Here is a 21,260-nt window from a genome sequence, read left to right as displayed (position 1 = left end):
TTAAAATTCCAAATCTTATTTCATTTTTTTTCAAAGAAAAGACAAATTGCTTCCTTGATTCTATTTCTATCTTCCGATGTAAGGTTTGACCCTGAAGGCAAACACAAACCCTTTTTAAATAAATCTTCCGCAACCTTATTTCCATAATAAGGATATTTTTCAAAAACAGGCTGTAAATGTAGTGGTTTCCAAAGTGGACGAGATTCAATATTAGCAATCTCAAGTCCTTTTCTTAAACTTTCTCCATTTATATTATTTTCAATATCAGGTTCAATTAAAATAGTACTTAACCAATAATTAGAAAAATAATCCTCATTTATACTTTGATATAATTTTACGTTAGGAATATCTTTAAAAATTGATTCGTAAAAAAGGTGCATTTCCCTACGAGCATTAATATTTTCATCCAATATATGCATTTGCCCAAGACCAATACCAGCACAAATATTACTCATCCGGTAATTATATCCCACTTCACTATGCTGATAATGTATTGCTTTATCTTTTGACTGATTGGCATAAAAAATAGCCTTTTCCTTTAGCAATTTTGATTTTGTAATTAATCCCCCTCCGCTTGAAGCAGTAATAATTTTATTCCCATTAAATGAAAAAACACCAAAATCACCAAACGTCCCACACTTTTTACTTTTATAAGAACTCCCCAGTGCTTCAGCACTATCTTCTATAATCGGAATTTGATATTTATCTGCAATAGAATGAATTTCATCAATTTTATAGGGGTTACCATAAATATGAACGGCAATAATCGCTTTTGGTTTTTTCCCTTTTTGGATTCTGTCTTTTATTGCTATTTCAAGATTCTCCGGGCAAATATTCCAGGTGTCAAATTCGCTGTCTACAAAAACTGGAATTGCGCCTTGATATAACACTGGATTCACAGAAGCCGAAAAAGTCATACTTTGACATATCACTTCATCTCCGGATGCGACACCCAACAAAATTAATGCTAAATGAATTGCAGATGTTCCAGAATTTAAGGCAACTACTAAAGATTCATCATCAATATAATTTTCTAATTTCTCTTCAAACTCAGAAACATTTGGCCCACCGGAAGTTATCCAATTTGAATCTAATGCGTTCTTTACGTAATCTTGCTCAAAACCACTTTGTTGAGATAATGATAGAAAAACTCTGTTATTTTCCATTAATTTCCCAATAATCAGAACTATAACGAGCCTCATCTTCTTTTACATTTGCTAATGGCAAAGTAGAAAATGAGATTAACTTAGAATCTTTTTCCAATGATTCGATTGCATTTGCATAACCTGGCGGAATATGAACAATCTTACTTTCTGAGGCAGAAACGAATATCATTTCTATTTCCAGATTTTTAGATGGATTTTCCCAATTATCAATTTTGACAAAATGAATATTAAAAGATCCGTTAATGCAATAAAAGTTCTTAGCATCCAGCTTATGTCCTTGCCAGGCACGAATTGGATTTTCTTCGGAATTACTGATGATATAAAATCTTTCAATATCATCAAATCTAAAATCATTTACATAGGAAATACTCCCTCGATGATCTAAAAAATTACCTCCTTCAATTATATTCGGAATCATAGATCCAGTTTTAGCTTTTTCTTGTTTAACAAATAAAATTTCAATGTATAGATCAAAAGAAGAGGCATTATGACAATTAAAAACAATAATGTATCATTAACTTTTTGATATAAAAAGATAACCAAAGTGGAAATGATAGTTTGAACCAAAGCATAATACAACGACACTAATCTGTGTTGTATTTGATATTCATTACTTAAAATCTGATATAAATGTAGACGATGTGCTTCAAAAATATTCTGTTTCAAGTATAAACGATGCAAAATTGTACAAACAGCATCAATGCCATAAACAGCCAAAAATAAAAGCCAGATTAAAGAATTTGTTACCAAAACCAATTTGAGAACTAAGTAAATTACCCAAAATGCAATTGCAATACTTCCTACATCGCCGGCAAAACATTTGGCTTTTTTTCTATAATTAAAAAAAAGGAAAACTAAGCTTGCAACCATTCCATACTTTATAAAACCACCATCTATAAAAAGCTGAATATTTGAATTAACATATAATAAAGCTCCTAGAACTACTAAAGTATATAGCCCTGTAATTCCATTAATGCCGTCCATAAAATTGTAAGCATTTATTAATCCGATTGCTAAAATATATGCTGCAACGATGGCAAAAAGAGGAACAGCAGTAAACAATCCTAAATCATAAAAAATTAAAGTTATTGCAAGAAAGTGAATGGATATTCTAATTTTATTAGATAAACTTTGAATATCGTCCCAAAAACTAACGAGACTAACTAAAGTTATTCCGGTAAAGAAAAAATAGTTATTTTGAAAATGCTGCACAAAATAAAGTAAAGCAGAAAACCAAAAAATAATTCCTCCTCCTCTTAATGTTATTTCTGTGTGCGAGCTTCTTTGATTTGGTTTATCAATGATATTAAAACGATTTGCAACTTTAAAATAAAGAAGCATTAAAATCATTAAAATCAACCCAAGTATTGTGTATTGCATTATTTTCTAAGCTATTGATCTATTCCCAGTTGGTATCCTTAATTTCATTGTACACTTTTTGGATTCCTTCTTCCAAAGCTATTTTAGCTGTCCATCCAAAACTGTTTAATTTTGAAACATCCATTAATTTACGAGGGGTACCATCTGGTTTCGTTGTATCTGTTAGAATTTCTCCTTCAAATCCTACAACTTTTTTAACTAAAATTGCAAGATCTAAGATTGATATATCGTCACCAATTCCAATATTTACTAATCCGGAATCATTATAATTTTCCATTAAAAATAAACAAGCTTCTGCTAAATCATCTGCATGTAAAAATTCTCTTTTAGGACTGCCTGTTCCCCAAATAGTTACTGAAGCTTCTTGGTTACGTTTTGCTATTATAAATTTTCTCAACATTGCGGGTAATACATGAGAATTTTTTAAATCGTAATTATCATTAGGTCCATACAAATTTGTAGGCATAACCGAAATAAAATTACAGCCAAATTGATCTCTGTATGCATCGCACATTTTAATACCGGCAATTTTAGCAATTGCATAAGGTTCATTTGTTGGTTCTAACTCTCCTGTAAGCATATACTCTTCTTTCAACGGCTGTGGAGCCATTTTTGGATAAATACAGGAGGAACCAAGAAACATTAATTTCTTTACGTTATTCAAATAAGATTGATGAATTACGTTGTTCTGAATCATCAAATTCTCATAAATAAAATCACCTCTATAAGTATTATTGGCAATAATTCCACCAACTTTTGCAGCGGCTAAAAAAACATAATCAGGTTTTTCTGTGGCAAAGAAATCCACTACAGCTTGTTGGTTTCTTAAATCTAATTCGGCAGAAGTTTTTAAAACAAAATTTGTATATCCTTCAGCTTTTAATCGACGTAGAATAGCTGAACCCACCATTCCGCGGTGTCCAGCTACATATATTTTATCATTTAAGTTCATAATGTTACTTTCTAATGTAAGAATAAAATTGTTTGATCAATTTAAAATTAATATTTAATTGATGATCTTACTTCTTTCAACATCTTTTCTCTACGAACATTGTCAAGATCACATGCCATCATTTCTTTTACCAATCCAGCCAAATCATATTTTGGAACCCAACCCAACTGTGTTTTTGATTTCGTAGGATCTCCAATAAGTAAGTCTACTTCTGTTGGACGGAAATATTGCGGATCAATGGCTATAATCTGTTTCCCTACTTCAATCTGATAGTCCGGATTACTACAAGAAGCAACATAACCTTTTTCATTTACTCCTTCTCCCTTGAATTCGATGCTTATTCCTACTTCTCCAAATGACATTTTAACAAAATCACGTACATAAGTAGTTTCTCCCATAGCAATCACATAATCTTCCGCAACATCTTGTTGTAGAATACGCCACATAGCTTCTACATAATCTTTAGCGTGTCCCCAATCACGTTGAGCATCTAAATTTCCTAAATATAAGCAATCCTGTTCTCCTAAAGCAATAGCTGCTGTAGCCATAGTTATTTTACGAGTTACAAAAGTTTCTCCTCGACGAGGTGATTCGTGATTAAACAAAATTCCATTACAAGCATACATATTATAGGCTTCACGATAATTTTTAGTAATCCAAAAACCATAAATTTTAGCAACGCCATAAGGTGAACGAGGATAAAAAGGAGAATTCTCATCATAAAACCCTTTATCGTTTTTATTTTCAGCCAAACCACCATACAATTCAGACGTTGATGCTTGATAAATACGTGTTTTCTTTTCCAGACCTAAAATACGTACTGCCTCTAAAATTCTTAATGTACCAATACCATCAACATTTGCAACATATTCTGGCGAGTCAAAAGAAACTTTTACGTGACTCATTGCTCCTAAATTGTAAATTTCATCAGGCTGTACCTCTTGAATAATTCGAATAATATTAGTAGAATCCGTTAAATCTCCATAATGTAATTTAAAATTTACATGAACTTCATGTAAATCCTGATAAATATGATCAATACGTTGTGTATTAAAAGAAGATGCTCTTCTTTTAACACCATGAACCATATAACCTTTCTCTAATAATAACTCTGCCAAATACGAACCATCCTGCCCTGTAATACCTGTTATAAGTGCTACTTTCATTTTATCTTCTTTAATTAATATTTAATTTATTATATCTTTTTGAAAGACTTAAAAGTCTTAATTAGTCCCTCGTTGGTAGTAATTGGAAGAGATTTTCCAATTGCTTTAATAATTTTATCATTACTTACTACATAGTTTTCAGTAAGCTTTTGAAGTCTTTCTGAATTTAATGGTAAGTGTAAAAAGTCTCCCAATTTTGAAATACCTTGTATTACCGGAATTGGGATTTGCAAAATAGTACATTTTTTATCTAAGGCCTGATTTAATATTAAAACTAAATCATTTGTAGAAATTGACTTGTCATCTGCGATTTGATACACTCCTGACTCAATATTTTCGTTTTCCAGCAGTTCTTTAATTACAAAACAAAGATTTTCGACGCTTAAAAAAGATCTTTGATTTGAAAAAGCTCCTAACGGCCACGGAATTCCTTTTGACACTAAAGAATACAATATATTTAAGTTTCCCTTATTACCCGGACCATGGATCATGCAAGGTCTAATAATGTACACCCTTTTTCCAACTGGCAATTTCTTGTTTAAAATATATTGTTCTGCTTGCAATTTAGAAATCCCATAATGTGTTTTGGGATCGGAAATATTATTTTCGTTCAAAATCCCTTCAACTTTATCTGCACAAGCCTTGACGCTGCTCATAAAAATAAAAACCTGAGCGTCTGAATTTAAAAAACCATCAAATAGTTGTTTTGTTAACTCAAAATTGGCTTCGTAATAGTCTGTTGGTTTTGAAACTTTTTTTAAATCATGTGCCTTACCTGCCAGATGTACTATAGCATTTGCTTCTACGTTAAATTTTTGATCAGATAAAAAACGTACACTTAAAGGTTTTATTTCGTGACTTTCTTTTAAATAATCCTGAAGATTCTTACCAACAAAACCTGAAGCTCCTGTAATTGCTACTTTCATTTTCTCAAAAATCCGATTATTTTCCATAAAAAACGCCCTTTTATTTTTAGAGGAGAAAATTGAATATTATTCATACTTAGCGCTTTTTGAATTTCTTTAGTAATCAACGAATATGAAGCTGATCCGGAACTGCTCAAACCGCCAACCAGCATTGCTGTAGTAGTAATTCCTGAATATTTCCAGCTTATATTATTTTTCAAAAAGAATCTGGTAATTAACTCATAGTCGGCTCCAATTTTAAATCCTAACTCATAATTCCCGAACTTATTAAAAAGTTCTTTTTTGAAAAAAATAGAAGGATGTGGTGGCATAAAACCGATCTTAAGTTTTTCCGGGCTCCAAAATTTAGACGAATATAGCCTTACAATTTTACCATTTTCTTTATGTTGACTAATATTTCCAACTGAAGCATGTGTATCATTTTTCTGATGAAAATTTGCTATTTCTTCAAGAACTGATTCATTATTAAAAACATCATCAGAATTTAAAATACCAATCAGATCTCCGGTTGCCATCTCAATCCCCTTGTTCATCGCATCATAAAGTCCCTTATCTGGCTCAGAAATCCATTTAGTTATTTTACTCTCGTGTTTTTTTATAATTTCTAAAGTACTGTCAGTAGAATTCCCATCTACAATTATATATTCTACATTTTTATTAGTCTGCTCAGCTACAGAAAGAATTGTTTTTTCTATAGTTGCAGCACTATTGTAACAAACTGTTATTATTGATATTTTCATTTCTTTTTGTAATCAGATATCCATTTTAATGTATTTATTATTCCTTCTTTTCTCTTAAAAGGCAACACCGGGGCCACTTCATATGTATTAGCTAAATTTATTACATTATCAGTCGTCATATTATGCAATCTAAATGAATTCATTGGAAATTTTAAAACACCAAAAAACTTTAAAAAATCTCCACCTATTGCAGCGGTCTTTATTAATAAATAAGGCATTTTTACAATTTTATCGCCAATTTCATTAGCAATTTCATTAGCCCATTCTTCGATATTAGTGGCAGGTTCATCTCCTATAAAAAAAACTTTCTTGCTTTCTAAATTTGTGTCAGTGAAAAGAATTTTTTTTATCTGATAAATTGAATTACCAACATAACCATATGTTTTCGTGCATCCTTTATTTCCTATATGGAAATATTTTTTTGAAAGAATCATATCAAAAAAACTTTTATATGGTATTCCAAACCAAGGTCCCCAAATTGATGTAGGTCTTATTATTGCCCAATCACAACTTGGTTTATTCTCCCAGACAAGTTTTTCAGTCATCACTTTACTTTCTCCATAAACTGTTGTTGGCATAAAATCAAATTGGTCTTTAGGATAATATCCTCCATGACATACTAKCATAGAAGATGTTATAATAATTTTTTTTAACACCTTTAATTCACTCGATATTTTAAGAAGATTTTCGACTCCCAAAATATTAGTTTTGTAATCCTCTAAATTAGTACCATCTAAGTCAGTACGAGCCGCCAAATGTATAATATAATCAGGATTAAAATCGACAACATCAACTTTTAAGACATCAAAAGAGTTGATATCTGTTTTTTTCCAATTCTCTATAAATTCAGGATTTTTGGGTTCTAGGATGTCTAAATTTAAAACCTCGTAACCATCTAAAACTAAACTTTCTGTTAAATTAGTTCCGATAAAACCTGATCCTCCTGTAATAAGAATTCTATATTTGGCAGACATTATTTTTTATTTTTAAAAAAATTATTTTAATTTATATCAATTCAAGTATTCTAAGAATAATTGCTTTATTCTAGCATTGAACTGTTCTGGAGAAAATTCTAATTTAGCATGTTCGATATTATGCTGCTGAATTTCTGAAAGCAAATCTGGGTTTTCAAGAAAGTATTCTATTGCATTATATACACTTTTGACATCATTGGGCTTAACCAAAAGGCCTTCTCTCGCTGTTACAATATCAGCCAAAAAATTATGATCTGTTGTAATTACCGCATTCCCTGTTCTCATAGCTTCAACATTCACTAATCCAAATGATTCTGTTTTAAAAAATGTTGGAAACAACAAAATATCGCTCTCTAAAAACAATTCTTTTTTGTCATCCCCTGTAACAACTCCGTGATATACAATTCTTTTTGGGTAATCTTGCTTTAACGCATGAATTTTATCATCAAATAATGTTTTTACATCTGATGCAGACATTAAATAATCTGACAACGGTTCTCCAGCAATATGAAATGTAACATTTTCATAATTTGCTGCTATTTTTTCAAATGCTTCTAACGCAATAAAAATTCCTTTACTTTTCATCAAAAATGAAATATATAAAATTTGTATTTCATCTTTTTTAGTTTTAAGGCTAAAATCAACATCTTCTAAAACTGAATCGTAACAATTTGGAATTACAACTTTTTTCATTTTTGACAATACTGAAGGCATAAGTTCTTTTTGGCGCTCAGTTACAAAAATTGTTAAATCTATCTGCTTGTATGCCCAAAGAATAATTTTTGAAAAAATTCCTCCTGTAAAAAGATCCATGACCTCATTACCATGTAGATGATTTATCACTTTAACTCCTCGTAATTTGCATAAAGAAAGCAGAAGAATATCTTTTAAGGCTCCCTTTTTACTTCTTGTACATGTAAAATAAACTAAATCAACTTTGCGGAAAAATAAAATGCAAAAAGTTTTTAATAAAATTATTATCGTGCCAAAATATTTACTTTTAACATTCGTATTAATTAGAAACTTAGGCTTAATTAATTTATAAACAATATTAGATATTAATGCTTGTCCTCCAATTGGAGGGGGAATAGGACAAAAAAATAAAATATTTTTTTTCATTTACAATATTTAAAAATTATTCCCCAATTTGCGATGGGTTTAAATTTTAAGGAAACAAAAAGCTTTATCAAACTTTAATTGTTTGTACCTCTAATTTTGTATTTTAATTTATAGATTTTTTCAAAAACTGAATCAGGAATAGACTTTTTAACTAATTCGACAAAAGACAAATAAGCAACACTTTTAAAAAAGTAAAAATGATTCATAAGTGATGGTGTTAAGGTGTTCTTAATTTGCAACCTTTCTTTAAAAACATTTATACGATTCATATCGGATAATCCACCGTTAGAAACGGTAGCTATTACCTCTGAAACTTTATAAAACTTTGCTCCCTCTAAATAGCTTTGTAGCAGGAAATCGTAATCAGCACAAATTCTATATTTCAAGTCGTAAATATTTTTTTGATGTAAAGATCTTTTAATAAGACAAGCTTGATGGCTAAAAATCATATCTTTTTTAATTCTATTAACGTCTGTAGCTTTATTCACAAAACCAAATTTCACTCCTTCGGATAATACATTAAAATCACCATAAATAATGTCTGAATTATTACTTTGTTCAATATGGCGTGACATCAAATCCAGAATATCAGTGCTATGAAAAAAATCACCTGAATTAAGAAAAAGCAACCACTCTCCAGAGCATAATTGAATTCCTTTATTCATTGCATCATATATTCCCTTATCTTTTTCGGAAATAAAAACATCAATTTTATTTCTATACTTATTTATTTCTTCAACGGTAGAATCGGTAGAACCGCCATCAATTATGACATATTCTATATGATTGTATGACTGATTAATAACACTTTCAATAGTTCTTGATATATTTTTCCCGTCATTATAAACTACGGTTATAATTGAAATTTTTGGTAACATTTTTATAATTTAATGAAGTTAATGTCAAAAGAAACACAGTAACATAAGTTAATATACCTCCAATGTAATCAGGTCTCTGCAGAATTAGAATTAAATAAATTAGACAACTCTTTTGAGGAATTGTCAACCAGTTCCTGTTTCTAAAACAAACATAGATATAATAAAATACGTGCAAAGAGAATATTAATCCTCCAATAATACCGTGTATTCCAAAAATGCCTAGAAAATTCGCCGACATAAAAGTCCCATAAAACTTACTGTCTTCGTTCGAAGAATACGAAATACCTTGACCTATTAGAGGGGAGTCTGCAATAGCTTCTTTAGCAGTCGAAATTAAATTTGATCTATTATCTGCCTGAAAATTACCAGATGCAGCATCTGGATTGATTATACTTTCTAATCTGCCTATTGATGATCCATAAATAACACCTTGATACTCGCTATCTAATTGGGAGTATAAATAAATAGAAATCAAAGAAATGAAGAAGCACGAAATCAAAATTTTAATCAAATTCTTTCTACTCAAATAAAGTAAACCATAAATAATAAGAAGAATATAAAATGCAACTGAAAATGTAAATAGACCAACTATCATTAATACCATTTGAACCTTGGGCTTTTTAATAGTTAAATCGTTTAATAGAATAGCAACAATAAGATAAAAAGCAAGGGTTCCCGGTTCATCAAAAAAACCAGCGGGGCGAATAAACTTACCAAAACCGTAGTCAATATTAGTATTTGTAAATGCTATAATAAAATTAAACCCTTCTCTTCCGTCCGGATTATGAAAAACAGAATAATATGGCAAATTGATAGTTATACACAGTAAAAAACAAATAGCAGACAGCACTCCCATGATAAGAGTAAATTTAATTAAGGAGTTTGCCAAATTTTCCATCTTTAAAAAAACGGAAACATAAACATATATTATCAGTGGAACTACAATTTGAAATAATAAATTTATATAGGCAACATCGCCATGAATAAATAAATAAGCAAATGCCGTAAAAATTTGAAATAAGAATATAAAAGACATCGTAGGATTCAATTTAATGTCTTTAAGCTTCATCAGTACTCCTACTATCAAGAAAACAGTCAGTATTGACATAATCATTTTTGCAGGAAGGTCATAAGCCTGCGAAATTGAAAAAGGGAATGCCATAAACATGATAAGCCATATTAATAGATAGCCTAGTTTATTATCTTTTAAAAAATTAATCATTAAAGCATGTGTTTATTGTCTAATAAAATTTCTTGGTACAGCTTTATATATTTGTCTGTTACAAGTGAACTATTAAAATTATCAACAATTTTCTTTCTCGAATTCACAGAAAGCAAGGAATGATTATTGTCATCTAAAACCCATTTAATACCATTAGCTAAATCTTTATTATCAAATGGTTTAGCTAAATAACCTGTTTTCCTATGTTCAACAATATCCAATAGTCCTGTATGCCCAAAAGCAACAACAGGAGTACCACATGACATTGCTTCAGTAGCAACTTGAGGTAACGTTTCCTGCAGACTTGGCACGACAACCAAATCGACTGAATTATATAATGAAACTAGACTTACATCATCACTTAAGTGACCTAAATAATGCGTTTTAAACTTTACAAAGTCTTTTTCTTTTGGCTCACTACTGCCAAAAATAACCAACTCAATATCTTCATTATTTAAGAATTCTAATGCATTTTCTAACTGCTGATAGCCTTTATTAACATCACTTGTAGCTGCTATAGCACCAAATAATACTAACTTTTTATCTTGTGGAAATTTCCATAAACTTCTTGCTACCTTTTTATCAAAAGGAGTAAATAAATCCGTATCAATTGGATTTGGTATATTTATGACTTTATGATTTCTAAACAATGTACTTTTCTTTGCACAATCCGTTATCCATTCACTTAAACCGTTTATGACCATGTTGGGCAATTTAGCATATGTTTTTTTCTTTCTATTAAAAACATATCTACTCAAATCATTTTCCTTTGTACTTCCAAGTCTTGGACAGCTTCCACAATCTGCAGTATATTTGTCGCAATCCCACATAATATGGCAGCCACCTGTAAAAGCCCAATTGTCATGTAAAGTCCAAACAATTGGCGCTTTAATTTTTGCCAATTCCTCCACTTTTATCATTCCTCCACAAATCCAATGAAGATGAACAACATCGGGGTTAATTGCATTAATTTGATTGACAACATTATTAAGACCTAACCAGGAAGGGCTAAAAAGTGTCTTAGTCTTATTTTTGTAAAATCTTAACGGAAGCAGGTCTAATATATGTTTAATTTTTGCAAGCAATTCTTGAAAAAGACCTTTTGGAAAAGACTGAACAGTATAATCATCGCTTAATTTACGCTGTACAATCATATTACTGTCAATTCCTTTTGATAAAAGTGATTTGTGCAATCTATATGCTGCTCTCGCAGCTCCTCCAACATTATCAAACGAATTAACTATTACTATTTTCATTATTATAAACTCAGTTAAAATTTAGTATTACAATGTTTTAATTTAGGTATTAATCTTATTTACCTATTGAATCATGAATTTATTTACAATTTATGCAAATATTAAATTGTATATAAAAAGAAATTTTTTAAAACTTGAATTAAAAGGGAATAGCCTTAAAGAATTAAAATAAAAAATTGGAGATATCCATATTAAATTTATGGAATTGTAAATCAAAAAAATATGTGTGATTTTTTAATTCATTAAAATCTTTTTTAATTCTGAAGCAGTTTTTAAATGCTGGAGACCAAAAAAATCTTTTACAAACTCTAAACCTTCTGTTGTTGGATTTTCATGTGATAAAATAGACATCAATTTCTCTTGTATCTGATAATAACTAATCATATGGTTTTCAATTTTTAAAAAACCAAGCCTATTAATATGGTTTTCATTACCTTGTTCTCCAACAACTTCACTCTTTTGATTGATGAGTTTAATTTTTTTATTCAAGCACAGACAGTATGCAATATAGGTACCCACCTCGTTTGAAATTACAAAATCAGACAATTCAATAATCGATTTAAGTCTATTTAGAAAAAATCTATCGTTTATATGTCCTGCAGTGGTAACCCTATAACCCTTTTTAATATAATTTTCTGCCCTGCCTATCTGAATATCTTTCCAATACAGGCAAACCAACACCGTATCAAAATTATTTTCTGTCTTATATTTTTCTATATTTTCAATAAATGTATCTGTATCAAAACTGCTTAGAACTCCATCTATTGAATGAAAGGGAAAAACTAATAAYGTTTTGCTAATTTCGTTTTTTATTTTGACTTTTTCTTCTAGAGATAATAAAGAATCAGCATAATGAATATAGGGACCAATTTTAACAACATTTACTTCATCCGAGTATTTCTTTTTTATTTGTTCTTCCCTAAAATCACTAAAGGTCATGATTACATCATTTTTTATGTAATGATTAGAAACAAAAGTTGAAAACATGAAACCATGTTCATTAGAAATTATACTTTTTAAATTTGTCAACCCTGTGTATTTAGAAATAACATGATCAAAACCATAAAATTGTATTTCATTTGGATAAAAAAAAGGCGCAATATTTTTAGCTAATTTATCATATTCAAAAAGCCCAAGCATTCGTCTAGAATTACATTCTGCACCCATTTCTTGGATTCGTTTGTGATTTTTCAATTTCAATAATATGTAAAGATATTTACGCGTCAGAGAACGCTGTAAAAAGTACTTTATAATTTTTTCTTTCATATCTTTTTTACGTGTTTTTTTAAGTAAAAAACAACTAAAAAAACTAACATTATGAAGCTAATAAATAATTTAAATTTATAATTGACTTCAACTAAAAAAAGTGCTAAAGCAAAACAGAGTATTGTTACAAAAAACCAGGTTATTGGCTTAAAATCAATAACCGCGCTTTCTTTATAATCTTTCAAGAAAAACACACCATAACCCATAATAAGATAACTAAAAAATAGAACATACGCTGGAGTGGTAAATCCTAAAACAGGTATCAATAAAAAATTTGAAATAACACATACTAGCCCTGCCCCTAATGTTACTTTCCAAAGATTGCGGGTTTTTTCATTGTAAAATAAAAAACTTCCTGAACCAAAATACATAGGTCTATAAGAATGGCCCATAATAAAGACAATGGCTAAAAAATATGTTGTTTGCAGATGATCATTTTTAACCACGATTTGAAAAATTTCTTTCATCCACATACAGCCCACAGTTACAGCAATTAAAAAACATCCTTGTATCGCCCAAATTAAATTACGAATGGATAAATATTGCTTGTTACTCATCATTTGAAATAGTATTGGACTTATTGCAGTATTGATGGCTCCAACAAATAGAGCTGTTAAATTGCCAAATGTTGCTGCAAAACCATAAAAGCCGATTTGAACTGTGGCTACTGTATAATATTTTAATATTAAACTATCAACCGACCCAAGTAAAAAAGAACCATAATAGTGGGGAATCATAGGCAAAGAAACCTTTAACCCTTTCTTAATTACTAATGTCTTAAAATGATAAATTGGCCTTATATTCAGTTTGTAGTGCAATGGATACCAATAAGATGCGTTTAATAATAATGTTGAAACACAAGTGGAAAAGAACCATCCCATATAATGCAGATTCAATATTACGATGGTCACGTAATTTAAAACAATTGTAATAAATGATACAATTACAGTTCTGATAACTACCTGTTTTGGCTGCTGATTAAGTTGATAATATAATTGACCAATATCAGCAGTTGGGCCAAATAAAACAATTGGTACAACATTAAATACGATTATCAAGAATACATTTTCCTGAGCTTCTATGGGGACAATACAGTAAATTATTCCAGCTAATAAAACAGCATATATTACCATCCATAAATTTAAAAAACCGTAAAATTGGCCCCATCTTTTTTTATAGTGATAATTGTGTTTAAAAAAAACATTGGTTAAAGGAAGATTTAAGCCTAGCATTGCCAGTACACCAATTAATCCCATACTTGAATTTAATAATGACTGAACACCATAATCTACTGGATTTAAAACTGCCGTAAAAATTGGCAGCATCAATAAATTAATAACTTTGGGGATAAATGGAGCTAAACCATATATTAAACTGTGCGAGATTATTTTTTTAAACATAAAAACTGCATTTCACTTTGATAGTGAAATATTATTGTAAAATAAATTTAAAATGTAAGTGTGCTTAAATCTATTTGCGAAAGATAAATTGAGGTACCTGCTTGATTTTCGTGTCCTGAATAATAGCTCATCCAGAGAGTATTATCTCTCAGAACCATCCCTGGGTATGAGCAATCTCCTCCGCTTTTTAAGGTATAAACTTTTTTATATTGATTAGTCTTTAAATTATAATATCCCAAAATAACTTTATGGTCTTCTCTTCCACTTATCAACAAACCGTCTTTATAAAACACGAAATCTGGTCCTCCAAAACTATAAATAGGAATTTCTCCAAACCATTCAAATGTCGCTCCTGAATTTGTCGATTTTCCAATAATTGCCGATCCACCATCTCTTCTTGAAACAACATAAAACACTCCTTTATCATCAACTTTTAAAGTTGCCTCTGTAGGTATTCCTTTAATAGTCTGGTCAAAAAACATATTCTGAAAATTCAGAGCATCTGTACTTCTATAAAAATCAAAAAAACCATCTTTTCCGTAAGCAAATGAATATGCACTTCCCTTGTACCAGGTAATTTTCCATGGCCAAGCCTGATTGCCTTCAATTTTACTGGTATATCCTTTTCTTTTATCTAAAACAACGGCTTGCAAATTATTCCAACCTTGTCCTTTAACATAGTCTGATTTAAAATCTTTAAATACGGCTAAAGTTGTTCCATCATATCTTGAACCGTGAACATATGTCATTAATTTATTGCCATTAACTGCGAACATTGCATCTCGTAAATCTAAATTATCAACCTGATACTCTTTAACTAAATTCCATTTAGCACCATCGGGACTGCTTAAAATTTTCACAATACCATCACGTCCGAGTGCGTGCTTATCTGATTCTCTGAAAGAAAGGAACCAATTATTGTCAAAAAAAACTAAATCAGTAAAAGCATTACTAAGCCCCTGATTATTAGTAATTCTTTTTGTAATTACTTTTGTAGAATCATCTTCATCTTGTGCAGTACAAGAAAAACAAAATATCAATATAAACAGGAAATTTAGTAATTTTAGTTTCATATACCTTAATTTAATTAATGATGTAATCCCACTTTAATGCATCTCCTTTTTCCAAGTTAAATGCAGCCTTTTTTCCTAAAACCTCCTTAAAATATTTAGGATGCATTCCATAACCAGGCCTAATCGAGCGAATGTTTTTTTCTGTAAATTTTTCTCCTTCTTTTATGTCCTCTACAACATATAAAGATCTTGAAAAATCTTTACCCTCTATTTGCTTTTCTGTTAAAGAATAATTAACAATTCCAATTGCACTTTCAGCTTCACGCACTGCCTTTACCATTGCAGTAAATTCTTCTTCATTCATAGAAAAGGAAGCATCTGGACCGCCTATGGATCTATCTAATATAAAATGTTTTTCGATAACTTTTGCGCCAAAAACCGTTGCAACAATTGGAACTGTTGCACCCATTGTATGATCAGACAGACCACTTATAACATTATACCGCTCCGCCAAATCTTTTACCATACACATATTAGCCTCGTCAATTGGCGCAGGATAACTGGTTGTACATTTTAACAACACAATATCATCATTACCTACTCTTTTACAAGCATCAATTGCAAGTTCAATATCTTCTTGTTCTGCAATACCTGTCGAAATAATAATTGGTTTGCCTTTAGATGCCGCATATTCAATTAAAGGAATATCCGTAATTTCTAATGACGCAATTTTATAAGCAGGGACATTTAGATTTTCCAATAGATCAACCGCACTTTTATCAAAAGGTGATGAAAAATATACTAAACCTTCTTCTTTAGCTACTTTAAATAATTCTTCATGCCATTCCCATGGAGTATAGGCTTCTTGATAGAGTTTATGCAAATTTTTTCCTCCCCAAATAGTCCCTTTTATCAAGAAATCATCCTTATCACTATCAATTGTAATAGTATCTGCAGTATATGTTTGTAATTTTATACAATCTGCTCCTGCTCTTTTAGCTGCTCTAATTGTCTCAATTGCGGTTTCTATACTTCCATTATGATTCGCAGACAGTTCTGCGATAATAAAACAAGGGTATCCTTCTCCAATAATGGTTTTATCTATATTTATTTTTTTCATCATTTTATTGAATGTACTCATTAAATCCTTTATACAATTTTTTTCCTACTGAATTATTTTGATATTGAGAAAGAGATAAATTTAATTTATCCTCAATTGACCATTCTAAATCTTTAAAACCAAATAAGTGTCTAAACCTAACTGTACTTGAAAACCGTGGATTAATTTCAAAAACCACAGGTCCTTTCTTTGTAAGTCTTAATTGGGCATTAATACTTCCTACTAAATTGATTTTTTCAGCTAATTTAGACAATAAATCTTCAATACTCTTATCTTCAATGACTTCGCCATAACCTGTAAATCCACCCATTAATTCTCTTTTGAGAATAATTGATCTTATAAGTCCATTTTTACCTCTAAAAACCCCGCATGTATATTCTCCATTTTGCCCTTCCAAAAATTCTTGAACAATAAAATCCGGATTATGCTTTTTTATTGAAATAAAAGTATCTAAATCTTCAACTATGCTAACATTTGAACTTCCTGAACCAGTTCGAGATTTTAATATAACAGGAAACGTTGCAGGTTCTTCAACATTTTCAATTAATTCAGTTATAGGATAAGGCAGATTATTTTCTTTTAAAAAATTTGCTGTACTTAATTTGTCAAAACCAACTTTGAGTGCCATTGCAGATGCCAAAATTAATTCGGCTTTCCCAATTTTATTTATTCCCTTTTCTGAAAAAAACCTCAATTCTGGTTCAGAAATTGGAATAATTAAATCAATATCTTTTTCAACAACTATTTTTTGTAAATTATTTATATAATTTAAATCACTAAATCGAAGACCTAAGAAAAAATTATTATAAATAAATTTTCCTGCATTCTTATCAGAAATATCACAGCCGTATAAATTATTTACTAAATGGTATTCATTGAGTATTTTACCAATACTTTGTCCAATATCTCCACCACAACCTGTTACTAATATATTTATTTTTTCTTTTATCATAAATTTTAAATAAAGCTTCGCTAAGCTGCTATTTTTTTATATTATACATTATCTTAATAAGACCTTAGAAGAATATCCAATCCTAGATTCTATTTCTTTAATTTCTTCAATTAGTTTACTTGGATTATATGGGGATACTTTTACCTCATAGCTTTTATTATCTGTATTGATTACAACCCAATATGCATGACCTCCTTTTTGTCTTGATTGACCAACTGAGCCACAATTTATTAAAGTACTATTAGTACATCTAAATGAAAATGAATAGTGCGAATGACCTATAAGTACAAAATCATGCATACTTGAATTACATTTTTCTAATTGATCATGTGGTGAATCAGGATATAGATACTCATCAATACTTTCCGAGCTTCCATGATTTAATTGAAAAGAAACATTCTCTATTGTAATTGATTTTTGTATTGGCAGCGAAAATAACCAATTCAATGTTTCTCCATCAATATTTTTTAAAGCATATTCGTGTCCTCTACCATATTTTTGAACAAGTTTTTCCGGATCTATTTTTTTTTCAAATAAATCTTGCAAGATTACTTCATGATTTCCCTTAACAATCTCATAATCCCACTCTGAAAGCATTTTCAAAACCTTTTCAGGATGATAATAATATCCTACAATATCACCTAAAACAAAAAATTTTTCAATTCCAATTTTTCTTGCATCATTTAAAACTTCTTCCAAAGCATAATGATTACCGTGAATATCCGAAATAACTGCAATCTTCATAAATCTAAATTAATTTCAATAAATATTTTTTTTGCTGCATCTTCGGCTTTAATTAATCTATTATCCTCTTTTAAAGAGTCAAAATACTGCTTTTCTGGAAATTCATTATTTCTGATATCTTGTTGCATTTTAGTATCTAGTACTCCCGGATCTATACTGAAAATTTTAAGTTTATTATTATTTCTATTCTCATCCTCCAAAACTTTAAAAAACATCTTCATATAAGCTTTAGCTGAGCAGTATAATGACCAATGTAGTATTGCATTATTACCAGCTCCGGAAGTAATATTAATTAGTACGATCCCATTACTCTTAAAATTAGATAAAAGTGAATTTATCAAATTTACAGGAAAATTTATATTGACATTAATTGATCTATTAACATCTGCTATTTCAAAACTACTTATTTTATCGATAGGCAAAATTATACTAGCGTTATTAAAATAATAAAGAATACTGTTTTCTAGCATCTCCTTTTTTAAAACTTCAATAAATGTTGCAGAAAAGGGTTCTGCTAAATCTGTTTTTACCAATATTAACTTATCTGAACTTACGTCTACATGATCGTCATGTAAAGATCTGGAAATAGAAATAATTTTCGACTCTTTATCATTCAATGATAAATCAACGAGAGCTTTACCTAAACCTCTATTTGCACCAGTGATAATAATAATTTTTCTCAATAGATCTAGATTCTTTAATTAAATTAATACAGTATAATCTTTTCTTTATGCTTGAATGGATTTCCTATCACAAAACTATCTGGTGCAATATCCTTTGTTAAACAAGTTCCTATAGCAATTGTACTATTTCGCCCGACTACAATGTTATTAGCAACTGTTGCACCCGTCCCAATGAAGGAAAGTTCTCCAACACTAATAAATCCGCTTAAACATACTCCAGGGGCAATATATGTACATTTACCAATATGAGTGTCATGAGCAATTATCGATGAATTTAAAATTATTGTTCCATCTTCTATTACAACTCCTTGATCTATGTTACAAAGAGGATAAATGATAACTCCTTTTCCAATTTTAGCATTTTTACTTACAAAAGCTGATGGATGTATGAACGTGAAAATATTTCGTTTTTTTTCATTTAAATAGTTTAAAATATCATATTTTAAATTTTTACTCAAATATCCCAACGTGGGTATAAAAAGTAAATCATTAAAAACATCTAATTTAAAATCATTAAATCCAAATCTCCTCTCATTCGTATTAATATCAATATCATCCGCAAAAATGTAGATATTTTCTTCTGAGTAATTGTTTTCTAATAATGTATTGTATAATTGCTTTCCAACACTTCCAAAACCAATTAATCCAATTTTTGCTTCTTTATAAATCATAAAATACTTTTTTTAAATTAGTACATTGCTGATAAGTATACACTTTTTTTTGATTTTCAATTAAAAAACTTGACTTTATTACTTCTTCAACTTTTTCTTTAAACAAATTAAAATTAAGAGTTCTGTAATCACCAACTCCAATTGCTAAATCATTATCAACAAAATAGTTATATGGTTGAACCTGATTTTCAGCAAAGAAACCTAACAAGATTTTACTTCCTATAGACGCCGCTTCGTTCAACAAAGAGCTTGCAGGTACTATGCAGATATCTGAAGTAGCGATTAATGTCGCAACTTCATTTGCATTGATATTTTTGTGAATTTTTAAATTATGAAATTTTTCTAGACTAGGAAAAAACCTATACGCATCACCTATGAGCAAATGAATTTCAGAAAACAAATTCATTTCTTCTAAAAAAGTCATAATCTTTTCTGAAATATTAAAAAAGTCTGCTCCGCCAAACGACATAAATATTGTATGAGGCTTTTTTTTAATTATTCTATATTTAGGATTAAAAAAGTCTTCCCTCAATAAGGCGTAATCTGTCCCTAAACATAATTTTGTATAATCCTCCTTTTTAAAAGACTCGTAGGGAAAACCTGGTATATTATTAATTAATACATCACATACATAATCTTTATCATTGTGATCATCAATATAAATTAATTTGCAGCCTCTTTTCCTAATTTTAATCTGATATTCTGAATTAAAAAAATAATTATCTAAAACAACAATATCTCCTACATTTAGAAAATTCAAAAACTCTTCGTAATGCTTATCACTATCACTTAACTCTATTACGTGGTTGCAAATTTTCTTAATTTCATTTAATTGATAAACAGTTGGTGTTTGCGTCGCATACACACAATTAAATTCTTTGTTTATAAGTGCTGCCAAACCTAATGATCGTATAAAATGTCCATAGCCGATTTGAGAATTACCGTCTGCTCGAAAAACTACCCTTTTCATGATATGTTATTGTCCGAATTACTAAAATTATGCAATTCGACAATACATTTTAGCTTTTCGAAAATTAGCGTGTGACCTTTTTCATTCAAATGATGAAAATCAGAAATAATGGCATCTATCGGAAAATTATCATTATCAATAAACTTAGTATTAGCACTTAATATCTTGTTGTATTCTCCCGCATTTTTTTTTATTCCCGGAACCAATTTTTCATACTCATCACAAATTTGCAAAATCCCTATTGAATATAAAGGAACATCGGCAAAATATCTTTTTATATTTAACAAAGTATTTAAAAAAAGATCTTTTTTTGTGTATGTACAATTTCTTAGATTCCTAAGTCTTTTATCAAAAAGTTTCGTAATCCCCCTTAATCTTAATTTTTCAATAATTAATTTCTCGGATAAGCTAAAAGATCGTGGAGCACAATCAACAATTCCACAGTGAATAAAAACAAGATCAGGTTTGAACTGTTTGTAATAAAAACATTGTCCAAGCAAATCTGTAATTCTTCCGCCTCCCATTGCAAAATCACAAATAAGTGCCTGAGGGTACTTTTCTCTAACCAGAGAAATATAAGTATCTTCATAATTAACTTCACCTCCCTCGTATTTACGAGGTAATGATAATGAATCGGTCAAAAACAATATTCTCATTATTTA

General features: G+C 29.8%; 22 protein-coding genes. All 22 read right to left on the bottom strand.

The window, feature by feature from the left end:
• Positions 1–20: 20 nt before the first annotated feature.
• The gene (locus tag EAH81_RS12230) at positions 21–1,166 is read right to left on the bottom strand and encodes a DegT/DnrJ/EryC1/StrS family aminotransferase (RefSeq protein WP_140507367.1); all 1,146 of its coding nucleotides are present in this window, start codon (positions 1,164–1,166) and stop codon (positions 21–23) included.
• On the bottom strand, positions 1,156–1,584 hold the full coding sequence (locus EAH81_RS12225) for a WxcM-like domain-containing protein (protein WP_140507365.1): 429 nt from the start codon (positions 1,582–1,584) through the stop codon (positions 1,156–1,158). Before EAH81_RS12225 ends, EAH81_RS12230 begins: the two co-directional genes overlap by 11 nt.
• Positions 1,581–2,546 (bottom strand): MraY family glycosyltransferase, encoded by a 966-nt coding sequence (locus EAH81_RS12220; RefSeq protein WP_140507363.1) that lies wholly within the window; start codon positions 2,544–2,546, stop codon positions 1,581–1,583. Before EAH81_RS12220 ends, EAH81_RS12225 begins: the two co-directional genes overlap by 4 nt.
• Before the next feature lie 19 nt (positions 2,547–2,565).
• On the bottom strand, positions 2,566–3,498 hold the full coding sequence (locus EAH81_RS12215; RefSeq protein WP_140507361.1) for a GDP-L-fucose synthase family protein: 933 nt from the start codon (positions 3,496–3,498) through the stop codon (positions 2,566–2,568).
• 47 nt (positions 3,499–3,545) lie between these two features.
• Positions 3,546–4,664 carry a GDP-mannose 4,6-dehydratase gene (gene gmd, locus EAH81_RS12210; RefSeq protein WP_140507359.1) on the bottom strand — a complete coding sequence of 373 codons (1,119 nt, stop codon included), beginning with the start codon at positions 4,662–4,664 and terminating at the stop codon, positions 3,546–3,548.
• Between the two features lie 29 nt (positions 4,665–4,693).
• Positions 4,694–5,617 (bottom strand): NAD-dependent epimerase/dehydratase family protein, encoded by a 924-nt coding sequence (locus EAH81_RS12205; protein ID WP_241676558.1) that lies wholly within the window; start codon positions 5,615–5,617, stop codon positions 4,694–4,696.
• Positions 5,587–6,330, bottom strand: a complete 744-nt coding sequence (locus tag EAH81_RS12200; RefSeq protein WP_140507357.1) for a glycosyltransferase family 2 protein — start codon at positions 6,328–6,330, stop codon at positions 5,587–5,589. The genes EAH81_RS12205 and EAH81_RS12200 overlap by 31 nt, the downstream gene beginning before the upstream one ends.
• Entirely contained in the window at positions 6,327–7,304 is a 978-nt protein-coding gene (locus EAH81_RS12195) for an NAD-dependent epimerase/dehydratase family protein (RefSeq protein ID WP_140507355.1), read from the bottom strand. The genes EAH81_RS12200 and EAH81_RS12195 overlap by 4 nt, the downstream gene beginning before the upstream one ends.
• Positions 7,305–7,340: 36 nt before the next feature.
• On the bottom strand, positions 7,341–7,997 hold the full coding sequence (locus EAH81_RS28130) for a glycosyltransferase family 4 protein (RefSeq protein WP_410501107.1): 657 nt from the start codon (positions 7,995–7,997) through the stop codon (positions 7,341–7,343).
• A gap of 500 nt (positions 7,998–8,497) precedes the next feature.
• Complete coding sequence (locus EAH81_RS12185) at positions 8,498–9,301, bottom strand: glycosyltransferase family 2 protein (protein WP_140507351.1); 804 nt, start codon at positions 9,299–9,301, stop codon at positions 8,498–8,500.
• Positions 9,264–10,523: a hypothetical protein gene (locus tag EAH81_RS12180; protein ID WP_140507349.1), complete on the bottom strand. Its 1,260-nt coding sequence runs from the start codon at positions 10,521–10,523 to the stop codon at positions 9,264–9,266. The genes EAH81_RS12185 and EAH81_RS12180 overlap by 38 nt, the downstream gene beginning before the upstream one ends.
• Positions 10,523–11,779 carry a glycosyltransferase family 4 protein gene (locus EAH81_RS12175; protein WP_140507347.1) on the bottom strand — a complete coding sequence of 419 codons (1,257 nt, stop codon included), beginning with the start codon at positions 11,777–11,779 and terminating at the stop codon, positions 10,523–10,525. Before EAH81_RS12175 ends, EAH81_RS12180 begins: the two co-directional genes overlap by 1 nt.
• 234 nt (positions 11,780–12,013) lie before the next feature.
• Positions 12,014–13,045 carry a hypothetical protein gene (locus EAH81_RS12170; RefSeq protein WP_140507345.1) on the bottom strand — a complete coding sequence of 344 codons (1,032 nt, stop codon included), beginning with the start codon at positions 13,043–13,045 and terminating at the stop codon, positions 12,014–12,016.
• On the bottom strand, positions 13,042–14,445 hold the full coding sequence (locus tag EAH81_RS12165; RefSeq protein WP_140507343.1) for a lipopolysaccharide biosynthesis protein: 1,404 nt from the start codon (positions 14,443–14,445) through the stop codon (positions 13,042–13,044). Before EAH81_RS12165 ends, EAH81_RS12170 begins: the two co-directional genes overlap by 4 nt.
• Positions 14,446–14,492: 47 nt before the next feature.
• Entirely contained in the window at positions 14,493–15,518 is a 1,026-nt protein-coding gene (locus EAH81_RS12160; protein WP_140507341.1) for a hypothetical protein, read from the bottom strand.
• Between the two features lie 10 nt (positions 15,519–15,528).
• Positions 15,529–16,599 (bottom strand): pseudaminic acid synthase, encoded by a 1,071-nt coding sequence (pseI, locus tag EAH81_RS12155; RefSeq protein ID WP_241676557.1) that lies wholly within the window; start codon positions 16,597–16,599, stop codon positions 15,529–15,531.
• Positions 16,583–17,530, bottom strand: coding sequence for an ATP-grasp domain-containing protein (locus tag EAH81_RS12150; protein WP_140507339.1), 948 nt, complete (start codon positions 17,528–17,530; stop codon positions 16,583–16,585). The genes pseI and EAH81_RS12150 overlap by 17 nt, the downstream gene beginning before the upstream one ends.
• A gap of 48 nt (positions 17,531–17,578) precedes the next feature.
• Entirely contained in the window at positions 17,579–18,274 is a 696-nt protein-coding gene (locus EAH81_RS12145; RefSeq protein ID WP_140507337.1) for a metallophosphoesterase family protein, read from the bottom strand.
• Positions 18,271–18,957, bottom strand: coding sequence for an SDR family NAD(P)-dependent oxidoreductase (locus EAH81_RS12140; protein WP_140507335.1), 687 nt, complete (start codon positions 18,955–18,957; stop codon positions 18,271–18,273). Before EAH81_RS12140 ends, EAH81_RS12145 begins: the two co-directional genes overlap by 4 nt.
• A gap of 23 nt (positions 18,958–18,980) precedes the next feature.
• Positions 18,981–19,628, bottom strand: a complete 648-nt coding sequence (locus EAH81_RS12135) for an acetyltransferase (RefSeq protein ID WP_140507333.1) — start codon at positions 19,626–19,628, stop codon at positions 18,981–18,983.
• A complete protein-coding gene (gene pseG, locus EAH81_RS12130; protein WP_140507331.1) occupies positions 19,618–20,598 on the bottom strand; it encodes a UDP-2,4-diacetamido-2,4,6-trideoxy-beta-L-altropyranose hydrolase in 981 nt (326 codons plus the stop codon). Before pseG ends, EAH81_RS12135 begins: the two co-directional genes overlap by 11 nt.
• On the bottom strand, positions 20,595–21,254 hold the full coding sequence (locus EAH81_RS12125) for an SGNH/GDSL hydrolase family protein (RefSeq protein ID WP_140507329.1): 660 nt from the start codon (positions 21,252–21,254) through the stop codon (positions 20,595–20,597). The genes pseG and EAH81_RS12125 overlap by 4 nt, the downstream gene beginning before the upstream one ends.
• Between the last annotated feature and the right edge of the window lie 6 nt (positions 21,255–21,260).

It is taken from the genome of Flavobacterium pectinovorum, from assembly GCF_006438875.1.
GTDB lineage: Bacteria > Bacteroidota > Bacteroidia > Flavobacteriales > Flavobacteriaceae > Flavobacterium > Flavobacterium pectinovorum_A.
This window is presented reverse-complemented; position numbering and strand designations above follow the sequence as displayed.

Bases quoted from the DNA above. Each gene is read 5' to 3' on its own strand.
- EAH81_RS12200 (WP_140507357.1), bottom strand. From the start codon at position 6,330: ATGAAAATATCAATAATAACAGTTTGTTACAATAGTGCTGCAACTATA.
- EAH81_RS12230 (WP_140507367.1), bottom strand. From the start codon at position 1,166: ATGGAAAATAACAGAGTTTTTCTATCATTATCTCAACAAAGTGGTTTT.
- gmd (WP_140507359.1), bottom strand. From the start codon at position 4,664: ATGAAAGTAGCACTTATAACAGGTATTACAGGGCAGGATGGTTCGTAT.
- EAH81_RS12205 (WP_241676558.1), bottom strand. From the start codon at position 5,617: ATGGAAAATAATCGGATTTTTGAGAAAATGAAAGTAGCAATTACAGGA.
- pseI (WP_241676557.1), bottom strand. From the start codon at position 16,599: ATGAGTACATTCAATAAAATGATGAAAAAAATAAATATAGATAAAACC.
- EAH81_RS12175 (WP_140507347.1), bottom strand. From the start codon at position 11,779: ATGAAAATAGTAATAGTTAATTCGTTTGATAATGTTGGAGGAGCTGCG.
- EAH81_RS12145 (WP_140507337.1), bottom strand. From the start codon at position 18,274: ATGAAGATTGCAGTTATTTCGGATATTCACGGTAATCATTATGCTTTG.
- EAH81_RS12215 (WP_140507361.1), bottom strand. From the start codon at position 3,498: ATGAACTTAAATGATAAAATATATGTAGCTGGACACCGCGGAATGGTG.
- EAH81_RS12225 (WP_140507365.1), bottom strand. From the start codon at position 1,584: ATGATTCCGAATATAATTGAAGGAGGTAATTTTTTAGATCATCGAGGG.
- EAH81_RS12180 (WP_140507349.1), bottom strand. From the start codon at position 10,523: ATGATTAATTTTTTAAAAGATAATAAACTAGGCTATCTATTAATATGG.
- EAH81_RS12135 (WP_140507333.1), bottom strand. From the start codon at position 19,628: ATGATTTATAAAGAAGCAAAAATTGGATTAATTGGTTTTGGAAGTGTT.
- EAH81_RS12160 (WP_140507341.1), bottom strand. From the start codon at position 15,518: ATGAAACTAAAATTACTAAATTTCCTGTTTATATTGATATTTTGTTTT.
- EAH81_RS12220 (WP_140507363.1), bottom strand. From the start codon at position 2,546: ATGCAATACACAATACTTGGGTTGATTTTAATGATTTTAATGCTTCTT.
- EAH81_RS12185 (WP_140507351.1), bottom strand. From the start codon at position 9,301: ATGTTACCAAAAATTTCAATTATAACCGTAGTTTATAATGACGGGAAA.
- EAH81_RS12165 (WP_140507343.1), bottom strand. From the start codon at position 14,445: ATGTTTAAAAAAATAATCTCGCACAGTTTAATATATGGTTTAGCTCCA.
- EAH81_RS28130 (WP_410501107.1), bottom strand. From the start codon at position 7,997: ATGAAAAAAGTTGTAATTCCAAATTGTTACGATTCAGTTTTAGAAGAT.
- EAH81_RS12150 (WP_140507339.1), bottom strand. From the start codon at position 17,530: ATGATAAAAGAAAAAATAAATATATTAGTAACAGGTTGTGGTGGAGAT.
- EAH81_RS12125 (WP_140507329.1), bottom strand. From the start codon at position 21,254: ATGAGAATATTGTTTTTGACCGATTCATTATCATTACCTCGTAAATAC.
- pseG (WP_140507331.1), bottom strand. From the start codon at position 20,598: ATGAAAAGGGTAGTTTTTCGAGCAGACGGTAATTCTCAAATCGGCTAT.